Source organism: Stygiolobus sp. CP859M, assembly GCF_037389975.1.
Taxonomy (GTDB): domain Archaea; phylum Thermoproteota; class Thermoprotei_A; order Sulfolobales; family Sulfolobaceae; genus Stygiolobus.
The window spans coordinates 1-13,607 of record NZ_JBBHKS010000007.1 but is presented as its reverse complement, the minus strand read 5'-3'; the positions used below and the strand labels follow the sequence as shown (position 1 = coordinate 13,607).

Annotated in this window: 13 protein-coding genes and 2 pseudogenes; 12 read left to right on the top strand and 3 right to left on the bottom strand. The window is 38.4% G+C overall.

The window, feature by feature from the left end:
- Nucleotide 1: 1 nt before the first annotated feature.
- Entirely contained in the window at nt 2-1,777 is a 1,776-nt protein-coding gene (locus WIW72_RS01595; protein WP_337701676.1) for a hypothetical protein, read from the bottom strand.
- A gap of 212 nt (nt 1,778-1,989) precedes the next feature.
- Between WIW72_RS01595 and WIW72_RS01590 the strand changes: the two genes are divergently transcribed.
- Genes WIW72_RS01590 through WIW72_RS01575 form a run of 4 tightly spaced genes read left to right on the top strand, consistent with a single transcriptional unit; the run spans nt 1,990 to nt 5,060 of the window.
- The gene (locus WIW72_RS01590; protein ID WP_443294748.1) at nt 1,990-2,847 is read left to right on the top strand and encodes a heterodisulfide reductase-related iron-sulfur binding cluster; all 858 of its coding nucleotides are present in this window, start codon (nt 1,990-1,992) and stop codon (nt 2,845-2,847) included.
- Nucleotides 2,844-3,995: a lactate utilization protein B gene (locus tag WIW72_RS01585; RefSeq protein WP_337701680.1), complete on the top strand. Its 1,152-nt coding sequence runs from the start codon at nt 2,844-2,846 to the stop codon at nt 3,993-3,995. The genes WIW72_RS01590 and WIW72_RS01585 overlap by 4 nt, the downstream gene beginning before the upstream one ends.
- Entirely contained in the window at nt 3,970-4,374 is a 405-nt protein-coding gene (locus tag WIW72_RS01580) for a hypothetical protein (protein WP_337701681.1), read from the top strand. The genes WIW72_RS01585 and WIW72_RS01580 overlap by 26 nt, the downstream gene beginning before the upstream one ends.
- 2 nt (nt 4,375-4,376) lie before the next feature.
- Nucleotides 4,377-5,060, top strand: coding sequence for a zinc ribbon domain-containing protein (locus WIW72_RS01575; RefSeq protein ID WP_337701683.1), 684 nt, complete (start codon nt 4,377-4,379; stop codon nt 5,058-5,060).
- Here the strand turns inward: WIW72_RS01575 and WIW72_RS01570 are convergent.
- The gene (locus WIW72_RS01570; RefSeq protein WP_337701685.1) at nt 5,046-5,600 is read right to left on the bottom strand and encodes a hypothetical protein; all 555 of its coding nucleotides are present in this window, start codon (nt 5,598-5,600) and stop codon (nt 5,046-5,048) included. The genes WIW72_RS01575 and WIW72_RS01570 overlap by 15 nt on opposite strands.
- Nucleotides 5,601-5,726: 126 nt before the next feature.
- Between WIW72_RS01570 and WIW72_RS01565 the strand changes: the two genes are divergently transcribed.
- Entirely contained in the window at nt 5,727-5,963 is a 237-nt protein-coding gene (locus tag WIW72_RS01565; RefSeq protein ID WP_337701687.1) for a DNA polymerase II, read from the top strand.
- On the top strand, nt 5,941-7,668 hold the full coding sequence (locus WIW72_RS01560; RefSeq protein ID WP_337701689.1) for a DNA polymerase domain-containing protein: 1,728 nt from the start codon (nt 5,941-5,943) through the stop codon (nt 7,666-7,668). Before WIW72_RS01565 ends, WIW72_RS01560 begins: the two co-directional genes overlap by 23 nt.
- A 465-nt stretch (nt 7,669-8,133) precedes the next feature.
- On the opposite strand, the gene WIW72_RS01555 is transcribed toward WIW72_RS01560, so the two are convergent.
- Entirely contained in the window at nt 8,134-8,442 is a 309-nt protein-coding gene (locus WIW72_RS01555; protein WP_337701690.1) for a winged helix-turn-helix domain-containing protein, read from the bottom strand.
- A 622-nt stretch (nt 8,443-9,064) separates the two neighbouring features.
- Here WIW72_RS01555 and WIW72_RS01550 point away from each other — a divergent pair.
- From WIW72_RS01550 to WIW72_RS01525, 6 genes and pseudogenes are all read left to right on the top strand, one after another.
- On the top strand, nt 9,065-9,319 hold the full coding sequence (locus WIW72_RS01550; protein ID WP_337701692.1) for a DUF4898 domain-containing protein: 255 nt from the start codon (nt 9,065-9,067) through the stop codon (nt 9,317-9,319).
- 58 nt (nt 9,320-9,377) lie between these two features.
- Nucleotides 9,378-10,535: an acyl-CoA dehydrogenase family protein gene (locus WIW72_RS01545; protein WP_337701694.1), complete on the top strand. Its 1,158-nt coding sequence runs from the start codon at nt 9,378-9,380 to the stop codon at nt 10,533-10,535.
- A gap of 472 nt (nt 10,536-11,007) precedes the next feature.
- Nucleotides 11,008-11,662, top strand: a pseudogene (locus tag WIW72_RS01540) (IS607 family transposase).
- A pseudogene (locus WIW72_RS01535) lies at nt 11,640-11,780 on the top strand (RNA-guided endonuclease TnpB family protein); the annotation flags it as partial. The pseudogenes WIW72_RS01540 and WIW72_RS01535, both read left to right, overlap by 23 nt.
- A gap of 111 nt (nt 11,781-11,891) precedes the next feature.
- Nucleotides 11,892-12,050 carry a hypothetical protein gene (locus tag WIW72_RS01530; RefSeq protein WP_337721217.1) on the top strand — a complete coding sequence of 53 codons (159 nt, stop codon included), beginning with the start codon at nt 11,892-11,894 and terminating at the stop codon, nt 12,048-12,050.
- A 721-nt stretch (nt 12,051-12,771) separates the two neighbouring features.
- A partial coding sequence (locus WIW72_RS01525) for a YncE family protein (protein ID WP_337721216.1) occupies nt 12,772-13,607 on the top strand: 836 nt, incomplete at its 3' end.

Here is a 13,607-nt window from a genome sequence, read left to right as displayed (position 1 = left end):
TTCACTTTTTCCTTACGAAGATCAGTAATGCTCCTACAATAATCACAATAATTATACCTATGATAGCTATTTCAGGTGTTGATATACCGCTTGTAGAGGAGCTTGATGGTGGTGCGATCATTACGTTACTGACGCTACTATTTCCAAGTGCTGAACTGGTTTGTGATGAGCTTGTCTGAGTAGTTGAGGACTGTGTTGTTGACGTTTGTGGAGCCTGAGTTGAAGTTGTTGTACTCTGGGTAATTGAGGATTGTGTTGTCAATGTTTGTGAAGAAGTGCTTGAAGTTGTTTGTGAATAAACTATGAAATAGGTTGTGGTCGGATCGTCGTATACAACTACCGTGTTATTTACCACAAAGTAATTAGATGAATTCAGCTCAATTACTTCTCCTGAAACTTCCTTATATACGGTTATGTTCCCTTGCATCATTAAGGTTACGTTAAACACAATACTTCCAGTTGAATTCACCATAACCTCCTGAGCTTGGTGCTGAACACCTTTGATCGTAACTATCGTGGGCTGTACTTGGATAGGCTTAACTACACTTACATTGACAGTCTGGTTGCTTTCAGTAACTACCACTACTTTCATGTTTCCAGTTAGGTTTAGGTAAACTAAAGTACCTCCCTCAGTTCCGTTAACGTTAACGTTGTGAGACAAGCTAACTAGAGCAGTAGACATAACTTCCCCGTTATTACCTACTAATATTATAACCTCCTTTCCGTTAATATCTACGTCTCCATGACTCTCAACATGGATTTGTGGTACCCTTGCACCTTGGTATATTACGATCTTCTCCTCCCCGAAATACACGTTAGATGTAGATCCTACTGAAAGTTTGAACTGAGTTCCGTTAAAGCTCACCATGTGAACATACCCTAAAGCAGTTCCGTTAACTCCGTAAAATTCTATAGTTTCGAAGTTGGCTTTTACATGGCCTATTAAACCTGATTGAGCAAATCCAAGACCTTCACCCTTCCAAATCAAAGAAGCTACTGTACTTCCATTAAAATACGATAGTTCAGGTGTTATATTCTCTTGACTCGCCATAAATAATTGTCCGTTTATCTCTGTTGTGAAATTCAACGGCTGGTATCTTTTAGGTAGGTTTATTGGTACTGTTAACTTAACCTCTGTGGTTAAAGTAGAGGTAACACTTTGTATAGTATATAAATTCATTGTAAGATCTACGGTCTCTGGTTGTCCTACTTTAATAGTAACGGGAATGTTAGCTACCTCGCTACCGTTGGCGAATTCTAGGTACACTGTTCCCGTACCGTTTATATATGCAAAAGTGTCGACTTTAGTAGAGTTAAACCCAGACCATACGAGTGTGGAAGTTCCACTCCCGTTTACTACTACCCCGATTAGGTTAGGAATGTTAGTGACCACTGTAAGAGTCATGTTAGGGAAAGCTTGTACTGTAACATATCCGTTAACTGTGGAGAGTGAGTTTGAGAAGATCATTGTATATGTTGTTATGTTAGCATATACATCAAGTGTTCCTCCCACAGACCTTGTGTAATTAGCTCTTGCTGACTCCACTTTATATACAACTAGGGAACCAGAGTCCAAAGGCTTTGTATTTCCTCCAAGTCCGTTTTGAGCACTATAGGAACTGTAATACCTCTCGTAGATCATGTTTACTTGTGCTTTAGATGATGAAGCATGAGAGAGCACTACGTTAGGAGCAAGTAGTAGAGAGGCTAAGAAAGTGAATATTAAGGCGTAAGCGAAAAATTTGTTTCTTCCTTTTTTTATAAATTCAGTTATCATCAATACTACACAATTTGTTTCAACTATAAAAGGTTAATGAGAATATGAAGTTAATATATTTTCTATGACTTGAATATAAACTTTTCAACTTGTTTCATAGATTTTGGAACACCCAAAGCCTTTCTTTTCCACCAGTTCTCGTTAATAGAAAAACACAGAGTTTTCTAATCTACGTCCTCAAAGTTTATAATCTTTATGAATAATCGTAAATGGTGTTAGGGAAGTTAATTTTTCAAAACCTTCAAAAGTTTGGTTTTCCCTATCCCATAGACAAGTCAGTATGTACGTCTTGGGCTAAGGACATTCCGAAAGGAGGGGAAACGATTATCTACACTTCGTGTATGTATCAGACTGCCTCATTAAGTGATATCTTCTCCAAATTCATTCCATATGCAGAAAAGCTTTCATCGTTATCAGCATTAGCTAAACTAGTAAAACCTTCAAAGGAAGAAATTGATAGGGCATATAGGATATTACAAAATATATCCTTAATGCTGAAGAGAAGAGGAGTTCAGTTCGGATACTTATACGAAAGCGAGCCGTATAGCGGTGCAATATTATTAGAGCTTGGCTATTTAGATGAGTTTGCTGAATACGCTAAGATTGTGACGGACTTCTTTAAGCAAAAAGGTATTAAGAGGATAATCACGGTAGATCCTCACACACATAACGCGTTGCTAAGGTATAAAGAATTCACGAATTTTGACGTAGATGTCGTCAGTTATTTCGAGCTTTTAGGTAACGTTAAAGCTAGGATGCAAGGCGAGATTGTAGTTCACGATTCTTGTTTGTATTCCAGATTTTTAGGAAAGAGAGAAGTCTACAGATCTCTGTTAAATTCCTCAGGAGTGAAACTTGTTGAAGATGAGTTAGTGACCGAGAAAGATACTTCTTATTGTTGTGGAGGACCAATAAAGCCGGTAAACAGAGAGTTAAGCGAGAAAATTGCTAGGCTAAGAGTGGAGCAACTTAAAAGGTTGAGCGAGAACATAGTAGTAGTCTGTCCCATGTGTTATGCAAATTTATCTAAATATCACAAAATCCTCGACTTTGCTGAGGTGGTAGAATGAGCGAATGGGATATTGCAGTTGAAAGAACCATAAACAATAACGTACCTAGAGTTCATAAGATACTATCCCAATACTCTTATATTCAAGACCTTGCAAAGGAGCTCAGAAAGGCTAAGTTAGAGGTTTTGAACAACCTACAAAAATACGTAGAACAGACCATGGAGTCGGTTAAGAGAATGGGGGGTAATGCATATTATGCAACTAACGTGTATGAAGCTAGAGAGATTATAGCGAAGATCGTAGGAAAGAACAAGATAGTGGTTTTTGGGAAATCCATGGTTGCTTACGAGATGAGGTTGAGGGAGTATTTAAAGGAACTAGGTAATGAAGTGTGGGAGACAGACTTAGGTGAGTTTTTAATACAATTAGCTAATGAGCCTCCCTCTCATATAATAGCTCCTGCCATCCATATGACTAGAGAGAGGGTTGCAAAACTCCTCAGGGAGAAGTTAGGAGTAGAGGTAAGTGAAAACGCGACTCATGAGGAGTTAGTAGCAATTGTAAGAAAGTTCCTCAGGGAGAAATTTGTCAATGCTGATGTAGGTATAACCGGGGCTAATGCGATAGCCGCTGACACCGGCTCTATCATTCTTGTCGAAAATGAGGGAAATATAAGGATGTCCACTGTCCTACCCTCAGTGCATATCGCTGTGGCTGGGGTTGAAAAGATAGTACCTACATTTTACCATGCATTGTTAGAAGCTACGGTTCAAGCTGCCTATGCTGGTCTCTATCCACCTACATATATTAACCTAACCTCGGGTCCAAGTTCTACGGGAGATATCGAGATGAAAAGGGTTAGCCCAGCTCACGGACCTAAAGAATTTCACTTAGTCCTCTTAGATAACGGCAGAGTTAAGATAAGCCAAGACAAAGTGTTAAAAGAAGCATTACTTTGTATAAGGTGCGGTAGATGTCATCTCCACTGCCCGGTCTACAGAGTTCTGGGAGTTAATTGGGGAGTTCCTCCCTTTACTGGGCCTATGGGGGCAATGTGGTCTTACATTGTTTACGGTGATACCAAACCGGCGACACTTTGTACCCACTCTGGGAACTGTAAAGATGTCTGTCCTATGGGAATTAATATACCGGGTGTTTTAGAAAAGATCAAGTGGATAGCGAATGACAAAGAGCGTAATAAGACATGAAAACGGTCTCCTGATAGAGCTCGACAAAAGAGGTATTGAAGCGATCTTAGTAAACGGAGAGGTCAGTTTAGGGGAATATGATGGTGTTGAGTTCAAGAAAAAACGAGTGAGCGAGGATAAGGCTGAGTTTGTCAGAAAAGTGGTTTCCGAAGTTAGGACAATGATGGAGAGCTGTCCTCACGTGATAAGTATAATAATGTCCGACATGTTTTACGTGAAGTTTCTATTCAACGGTAAAGAAGTGGTAGCATTTGTTTCGGAAGATATGATAACCTTTAGTTCTGAAGGAGAAGTGGACGAGGAGTTAAAAGACGAAATCAGAAAATGTGTTGATAGGTTCAAAGAGGTAATTCTAAAAACGCAGAGTGGAAATGAGTGATTATGAAAAAGTGTCCTCGATGTGGATATGAGAATTCAGACAATGCAGCCTTCTGTGAAAAATGCTATTATCCCTTGCCACTTACTCCGCTAAAACTTACTAAATGCCCTAGATGCGGTTATGAGAACTCTGAAGGAGTGATGTTCTGTGAAAAATGTCATTATCCTCTCTTTCAGATTCCAGTGTCTGATGTTCAACAACCGTCAAAAGAGGAGGAGAAACCTAAAATAGTCCTCAAAAGTTCAGACTATATTATGCTCTCGATAGGGAGTGTGATCACGTCTTTCGCTATAGCTCTTTTCTTCTTGTTCTATCCAGATATGAAGATTCTTTATACGGTCTTTAATGTGATAGGGACTGTGTTTCTTATAGTTCCATTTATTAAGGTAAATAAATTATATTGGTCTGCAGTGGTAGGAAGTGTCGGAATATTCTTTTTGTCTCCTAATTCCTTAGTAGGAGTACTTTTATTCTCCTTTGGTGGAGTCATAGTCTCTACGGCTTTGAGGGAATTGTATTTAAGCGTTAAAGACAACGTCGTTCAATTCTCTTCATTACTTCTTTTGTTAGGTTATCTATTCGGTATGTTCATTTTAAACTTTTATATGGTAACTATTTCAGGCTACGCACTCTTAGCTATATATTCAGTCCAGCAAACATTTAAAAAGAATTCAAACCCAGGCTAAAAGTCCTTTGTCTTCTTCTCCTCTATATATTCCTTCAATTGAGATCGGGATCTCGAGCTCCGGCATTAAAGGGTGCTTCTTGATATAAAACCTATAGCCCCACTTGCTACTAGATACCCTTACTATAACGTGCATTGAGTGGTGGTTAAAAGCCCCTCCCTGAGGCAGACCATTAACTTCTCTTGTGAACACCCATACGTTTCTCCTAAGAGCTGAAGTAATTACAGTGTAATCTTTTCTATGAAAATATGGGTCAATAACTATTACCTCACCTTGAAAACTATCTATTGTAGGTTTTACGTCTTCTGCCTTGAAGGCCCTCCTTATAACAATTTCACCGTAATTTCCGGTTATCCTTTGGAACTTCTTTACAAGAAAAGGATCGAACTTTCCGAACTCTTGTACGATCACTACATTTATTGGTGCTGAAGATGCTACAGCCCTATGGGCTAGGAATAGAACATCCTCCCAATTTCCGTAAAACTCAACTCTTTCATTGCCTTCAAGGATCTTATCAATATTTTCAATTCCTAACCTCATATTTTTAAACATGTTTATTAAATAGTGAGGGTGTAAACTGAAATTATTGTAATACTTTCAGCTAACTCTCCGTATTCATAATAAATGAACATACATACTTTTAGTAATCCTTGAGAGAGTAGGACTATGGGCAGGACACTTCCCTCACTCACGCAAGCAATAAAGGAGGAAACCGAGAGGTTAAGAAGAGTAGCGGAACGGGTCAGGGACGAGAGGTTAAGGGAGAAACTCCTCAAAGCCCTTGATCACACTAGGGAGTTACAAGACGCGTTTTACGACGAGATAGCAGATCCTCAAGAGATAGTCCTCCTTACTCTAATCCTTTATATGTGTGGTGAAGATGACAAGAGGATACATCATTGACGTTAAGCCATTAAAGAGGAAACTGAAACTGATATTCGAGAAGGGAGTTGAGGCTGAGATAAGTACTACTTTCCCTTTATACTTAATTCTCGACAACCCTGAGCCATTACTGGAACACCCTGCAGTTGAAAGGTTCGAAGAAGAGGGCTGGTACTTCCCGCCTGATTATAAAAAGAAAGGAACGGTTTATAGGATAGAGATCAATGACTTATCTTATTACGACGACATAGTGAAGAGAGCTAAAGAGAGACTTAGAGCTATCCATGTAAATACTTATCCTTCAGTGCTAACTCAAACCCTCCTCAGGCTAAAGGCATATCCCATGCATCTAATCTCGGTAGAGAACGGTAGAGTAACTCTCTTGGAAGAAGAGGGATCTCTTTCAATGCCGGATTTGAAAATAGCTACGGTAGAGACATATAGCTGGTATGGGTTAAGCGAGAAGGGCGAAAAATACAAGTTGTACTTAAATGGGGAGGAGATTGATAGTGGCTATACTAAGGACTTTGAATTCAATGAGTTTGTAGACTTAGCTGAGTGTATGGGAGTTACTTGTAAGGGTTTTAGAAAAGTAACGGTTAGAATAGATCTGACTAAAGCATTCCTTAGGGCTAAGGGATTGATGGAGTGGAGTAAACTTTCTAAGACTTTACTTAGGGAGATAAGATACGGTAAGATAGGTAAAGTAGTTACTACCAATGTCGCAATAAAGGCTTTGAGGAGGAAATACTTAATCCCAGACATTAAGGTTAACGTAGAAAAAGCGAAGACTTTAGACCAATTAGCTAGAGCCGACAAGGGTGGTTTGATACTCATACCTAAGCCTGGCTGTTATAATAACGTATACCAGATGGACTTCTCCTCTTTTTACCCGTCTATAATTATTAAGTATAATATATCACCCGAAACAATAGACGAATGTGAAGACGTAAAGACAGATATAGGGCATTCCATTTGCTTCAAGAGAAGGGGAATAGTACCTGAAGCACTTGAGGAAATAGTAAATAGGAAAGAAGCACTTAAAAGAATTGACGAGGAGAGGGCTGAGGCTACTAAGTGGGTATTAGTAGCTTCCTTTGGCTATTTAGGATATAGGCACTCCCGTTTTGGCAGGATAGAGGCTTATGAACTTGTCACTTACTTCTCTAGGAAGAACATGAGGGAGGCGATGAAGATAATTGAAAACAATGGTGGCAAAATACTTCATGCTATAGTAGACTCAATATTTTACCAAGGGGATAACGATATCTCATATGAAGTAGAAAAAACTTTAGGTTTTAGGGTAAAGAGTGAGAAGTATAACTGGGTGATCTTTACCCAGAGTGGGGGATATGGTGTCCCTACAAGATACGTTGCTAGATATCCTGACGGGAAGGTAAAGGTAAAGGGTTTGATAAGGGAGAATTTACCATTTGTCGTAAAGAGATTTCTACAAGAATCTGTTAACATATTAGCTGAGGCTGAAACTTGTGAACAAGCTAGGGAGAAAATCGTTGAGGTAGACTTAATGAAAGAGGAATTGTTAAGTAAATTAGAGCCTCAGGATTTCGTAATAAAAATTAAAGACAGAGCGTATCTAAGAGGATCCAATGGATTTTATAATGCAGAGCTGGGTTATAGCGGTGTTAATTTAGAGTATTATCGAGACTATGTGAACAGATGGGAAGAAATTTTACTATCCCCACTTTATATTATGAACGGATGATGAGCTTGACCGAGCTCGAAAAGGTGAGATAAGGCCAGCATCCTGACCTTGTTTACGAATTTTAAATCAGAAAAAAGTGTTTTATATTTATTCAATAACTTTATTAAATTAAGGAAAAATAAACAACAGTCTAATTATATTTATTCATGTTTTTATAATCCGATTATAAAAAGCATTAAATAAGATCCGTAAGCAAGATGCTTTGTGGAATTCTTCAGTTTTTCTCAATAGGAACGTGTAGCTAACTTTTAACTCAACGCAAGATTTAGAATTTATTTTTACCTCTCTAGTTTAAGACCTAAGAAAATTCAACTAATCCACAAAGCATAAGCAAGATATAAAATTTTATAAGAGATTCAGTATTTCTTTAAATCTTAAAAAGTTAAAAAACTTTATTATTATTAATATTATAAGGAAGTAGCTAAATATTTATAATATTCAATAAGTTAACAATGAGATATGTTATCACCTACCGTCTTTATATTCTATTTCCTTGAATTGATCTAGCAATGTTTTCAATTCGTTCTTTTTAGCCTTTATCTGTTGTAAAACTTCAAGTGCTTGTTTCCCTTTTTGAGTTAGATAATATGAATTATCCTTCCTTATTAAATAGCCTTTATTCTCTAACTCAGGTAAGTATTTTTTGGCTACTTCATATGTTATTCCTGCAGCATACATCAATCTAGTCTTGTTGATTCCGTCTTCTTTGCAGGCTGAAAGAATATCTGCAATTATGTCATATTTATCTCTCTTTCTCCTGTTAAACTCTAACATACAATGAATAAAAACAAACATATATTTAAAAAATTTTTCCAGATTCAGTACACGTAAATAACCTATCAAACACCTTTTTTAGATTGTTAATACTGTGAGTAGCTTAAAGTGATAGAATATTTTTTGAACTAAACTAGTTTAGAATCTACTAAAAGTAAAATTAAAACATATTATTTTAAAAAAGAATTAATATGAAAATTCAGCATTAATAAATCTTTCCTCTTTAGAATATTGAAAGTTGGGCTCCCGAAACTGGCTATAACCGTACTTTTATTATAAAATTGCTTAATTGAGTATATGCTCCAATTTCTGAGAGGAAAGTTTATAATTAAAATCCAAATAACAAGAGAAACTTCTATCTCTACGTAAAATTTTGGATAGTTATTGAGTTTGGTGTTTCAAGCTTTTTTTGCCAAGAAATCTATTTAAGCATTTCTAACGTAATCTATCGTCAACTCGATTTATATAGTCTTTTTCGGTGCTTTACGTAAATCACGTTTTTCTTAAGGTAAAAATGATTTAGTAGTTTAAATAAAATTTAATAATAGCATACCGATAGTGATGTAACAAGTAGTGATGTAATAAGATGTCTATGGAACCTTCATGTAGAGAAAATAAATGAATGCTTAAGGTTTTGGGTATTAACTGTGACGATTTTATAGTTAGGAGGATATCGGTACGTCTTATAGGAGATTACGAAAAGTTTCTCAGAAATATTATTCCTGAAAACGTAGAAGAGATAACTTTGTTAATATCACCTAAAATTAATGAAGAGGAAATTATGACGAGTTTGAACAAGTCCTTCAAAGAGATTCCTATCTTTTTAATTCAATCAGACTCATTGGCTGAAGACGAGATAATAGTAATAACTAGATAGTAACTTACTTAATTGATTATATTCTGAAATAAAAAGGAAGAGTAAGATAATAGTATACATGGACTTTAATTTATCCGAGGAAGAAAAGCTACTAAAGGATAGTATACATGAATTTTTGCAGAAGAAATTAAGGCCTATAATGAGGACTATAGATCAAGAGGAGAGAATTCCAAGGGAATTCGTGAGAGAGGCTGGAAAGATGGGTATATGGGGAGCAGTTTTTTCGAAAGACGTAGGGGGTTTGCAACTTTCCATGACTTCAGCAGTAATAATTGCTGAAGAACTTGGGTGGGCAGATTTTTCTCTTGCCACAGGGGTAATGTATGTTTTAGAGGAGGGATGGGGTTATGTTCTTGACAGATTGGGTAATAGTGAGTTAAGGCAAGAAGCACTCCCTAAAGTTGTTGAGGGAGATTATTTCTTAGGAGTGGCATCTACGGAGCCTACTGGAGGAAGTGATGTAGCTTCTATTAGGACTCAAGCTATAAAGAAGGACGGGAATTACGTTATCAGGGGTCAGAAGATATACATAAGTGGGGCATTAGAGGCAAAGGAATGGGGAGGAGGTCATCTAGTTCTGGCAAAGACTAATCCTCAAGAAAAGCATAAAGGAATTTCGATAATTTATGTTCCAACTACGGACGAAAGAGTCAGGGTAACAAAGATAAATAATATGGGCAGAATGGGAATCTCAACGGCAATCGTGAACTATGAGGACGTAAGTGTTCCTCAGAAAAACTTGGTAGGAGAGGAGAACAAAGGGTTTTATCACGCAATGGAGGGATTTAACCATGCTAGAGTTTTAGTCGCCGGAATTTGTTTAGGAGCAGCTAAAGCCATTCTCGATCAGGGTATTGAATACATTAAGAATAGAGAGGTATTCGGGCAGAAACTTAAGGATTTTCAGGCTATTGCATTTGAGGCTGCGGAGCTATATACGCGTCTTGAAATGGCAAGACTTTTGACTTACAAGGCTGCATGGGCGTTAGACAATGGCGTTAAAGATGCGCATGTAATAGTTGCCATGGCTAAGTTATCGGCTCCACAAGTGGCCCTAGATATAGCTAAATCCGTGATGATGTGGATGGGCGGATATGGGTATAGTAAAGATGCTTTAATAGAAGCTGGCTTTAGGGGTATTGTAAGTTACCTAGTTGGCGCAGAGGGTGCAATGAACATAATGAAGCTGATAATTTCTAGGGGGATCCTCGCGTAATTTTTTTTAATATAAAAATTCTATTATCTCTATCAAAATTTCCTGGTGGAGAATAGTAAATAGCCCTAAGTAGTAGCTTCAGCGTCGTCAGTAAGTCACTCTGTTCGTATAATGCAAGAACGAAGGTTGGTAAACTCTTTATGAAGAAAAAGTTAATTCTACCTCTTATAGCTGAGTAAAGGGTGTTTCGAATAATTAGGTAATATCTCCAAGTAGGATATAAAATGTATTTACTTTCACTTTTCAGCACTTTTTTGTATTCTGTTACGCCATGTGTAATTGCTAAAGTCTTTAGAACGAGTATCATTATTTTACTTAACCTCTTTTTAAAAGGTAAAGCACCATTCCCTACTGAGTGGGATATAAGTTGTTTTTTATAAGCTAAAATACGATAACCGTTTTTCCTGAGCTGTTGACAACAGTGTTCGATAAACCGTGAAGTTTATATACTTTGTATGTAAGTTTAACTACAATGCTTAAACCTAAGGAAGTGTGCCAACGCTTAGGAATATCATACCGCACACTACAGAGCTATGTTAAGAAGGGTTACATAAAACCAGTAATATTACAAAGCGGGAAATGGAGGTTCAAAGTAGAGGATGTCGAAAGACTCATGGGAATTGTTAGAAAGAGAAAAGTAGTATTATACGCTAGAGTATCATCAAACACACAGAAAGACGATTTGATAAACCAAGTTAAGTACCTAGAGGAGAACGTTAAGGACTACGACCAAGTGATAACAGACGTCGGATCTGGATTGAACATGTAGAGGAAAGGATTCACCAAGTTGTAAAGAATGATACTAAACAACGAAGTATCAAAAGTCGTTGTAGCCTACCCGGACAGACTAGTAAGGTTTGGCTTCGAGATACTTGAGGAGGTGTGCAAAGCACACAACTGCGAGCTCGTAGTGCTAAATAAGGAGGACAAAACACCAGAACAAGAACTAATCGAAGATTTGACCTCTATACTGGTATCATTTAGCGACAGCAGTTATGGGATTTCTCGTTGGGTGTAGCCTTGAAGTCAAGGCAAAATCTAATAACTGCTGTAGCGAGAAATTGCAAGGTATGAGGAGTCATAAATATGAGAAGGTGAAGAAATGTGTCGAAGAGCTTAAGGCTTAATGACTTTCAACCACAAGAGGAATACGTCTACCTAACGTACTCTCTGAAGACCGATAAGAAGGAGGAAGGCAAGATATTACTAGAGAACTATAAACACCTACTACAGAAAGCTTTAGACTGAAAGGAACTCCATAGGTCACTATAATCCAATCTAAGTACATGTAGCCAAATTGATAATAATCGTTCTTATTCCCTTTGTTGATTTGGTGGTGTGGGGGATGGGAGTGATTTGATCCTTCATGGGGTGCTTACCAAAACCCAACCAAATTCAGCAACAATCCCTCGGTGCGAACTTGATGTACCAATTCCTAAGCTCCTCATGACGAGGAGACTAATAACGCTCAACCAAGACCCTGAACTCGCTTGGCGGTGCCCTGCAGGGTATTGACTATGAAGTCTAACTCGCTGACTTATCATCCAGGTTGCTAAGAATTTTCGCAATTCATAAAGCTCGAATTTCCTGTTTAGCATCTGTCTCCTTAATCTCCATCCTGAGCCTTGATTGGTCGAAGGGTATGAGCTTAGCCTTCTCAATCACGTCCCTACTGAGGAAATTACTCGCCTACCAAGGATGGATGTTTCGTGGTTCCTTGCCGGAGTCCTCATGGCTAATAATTACCACCTTAGGTACGTTATCGTGAGTGGTGATTCCGAGAAAGGCCACAATTCCTCTATAGGGTATTATTGAACTTGCCGATGAGATTGTGAGGAATAAGGATGCAACGCTTGGGAACGTGGCTACGGCATGACTAGGGAGGGGGCCTACTTAACTACATCCTGAGCTGAGGCTATTTAAAGCTTCATGGTGAGAATCTTTCACAAGGTTAAAGATTGCACAAATGCCGTTAAGTGCCTAGCTAATGCATTTGATAATTGTGCCAACGTTGACTTCGGAAGACTCACCGAACAGTTTGGGAGGCGAGGAGGTGATTATCACGAAGTTGAGTATTTCACCAAAGCCTACACAGAAGAGGTTGCTGATGTGCTTTACTCAAAAACACACATTTTCAACCAAACCAAGCAATACACACCTTGCCTTATGATTATTTTCACGCTATGCCTCCAACCTTGCGTAATATTTATAAAAGGGGATCATGAATAGGTTTGTGATGACGTGGAGGATGGCTATGAGAGGTAGATTAATTGCGATGATATTCGTTTCAATAGCAATCCTTTTTTTAGCCTTTGGACTTCCGGTTACGGCTAACGGGTCTCAGAATAGTGGTCAGAACAATCCGGGTGGGTACGTAAAATATACTCTAGACCTTGTAAACAATACCCTCATAAATGGAAATTTTGTTGTGAATACAAGTAATGCTATAGACCCATGGGGCATAGCGTATGATCCATCTAACGGGTACATTTACGTTACCAATTGTGGTTCGGGCACTGTTTCGGTGATTAATGGTGCAACCAACACTGTTATTGCAACCATTCCCGTTGGAAAATGGCCAACGGGGGTTGCGTATGATCCATCTAACGGTTACATTTACGTTACCGATTATGGTTCGGGCACTGTTTCGGTGATCAATGGTGCAACCAACACTGTTATCGCAAATATCACCGTTGGATCAGCACCAAAGGGGGTTGCGTATGATCCATCTAATGGGTACATTTACGTCACCAATTGTTTTTCGGGCACTGTTTCGGTGATCAATGGGACAACTGTTATCGCAACTATCACCGTTGGATATGGGCCAAAGGGGGTTGCGTATGATCCATCTAATGGGTACATTTACGTTGCCGATTGTGGTTCGGGCACTGCTGGTTCGGGCACTGTTTCGGTGATTAATGGTGCAACCAACACTGTTATCGCAACTATCACCGTTGGACTAGGACCAGAGGGGGTTGCGTATGATCCATCTAACGGTTACATTTACGTCACCAATAATGCTATGGACACTGTTTCGGTGATTAATGGTGCAACCAACACTGTTATCGCAAC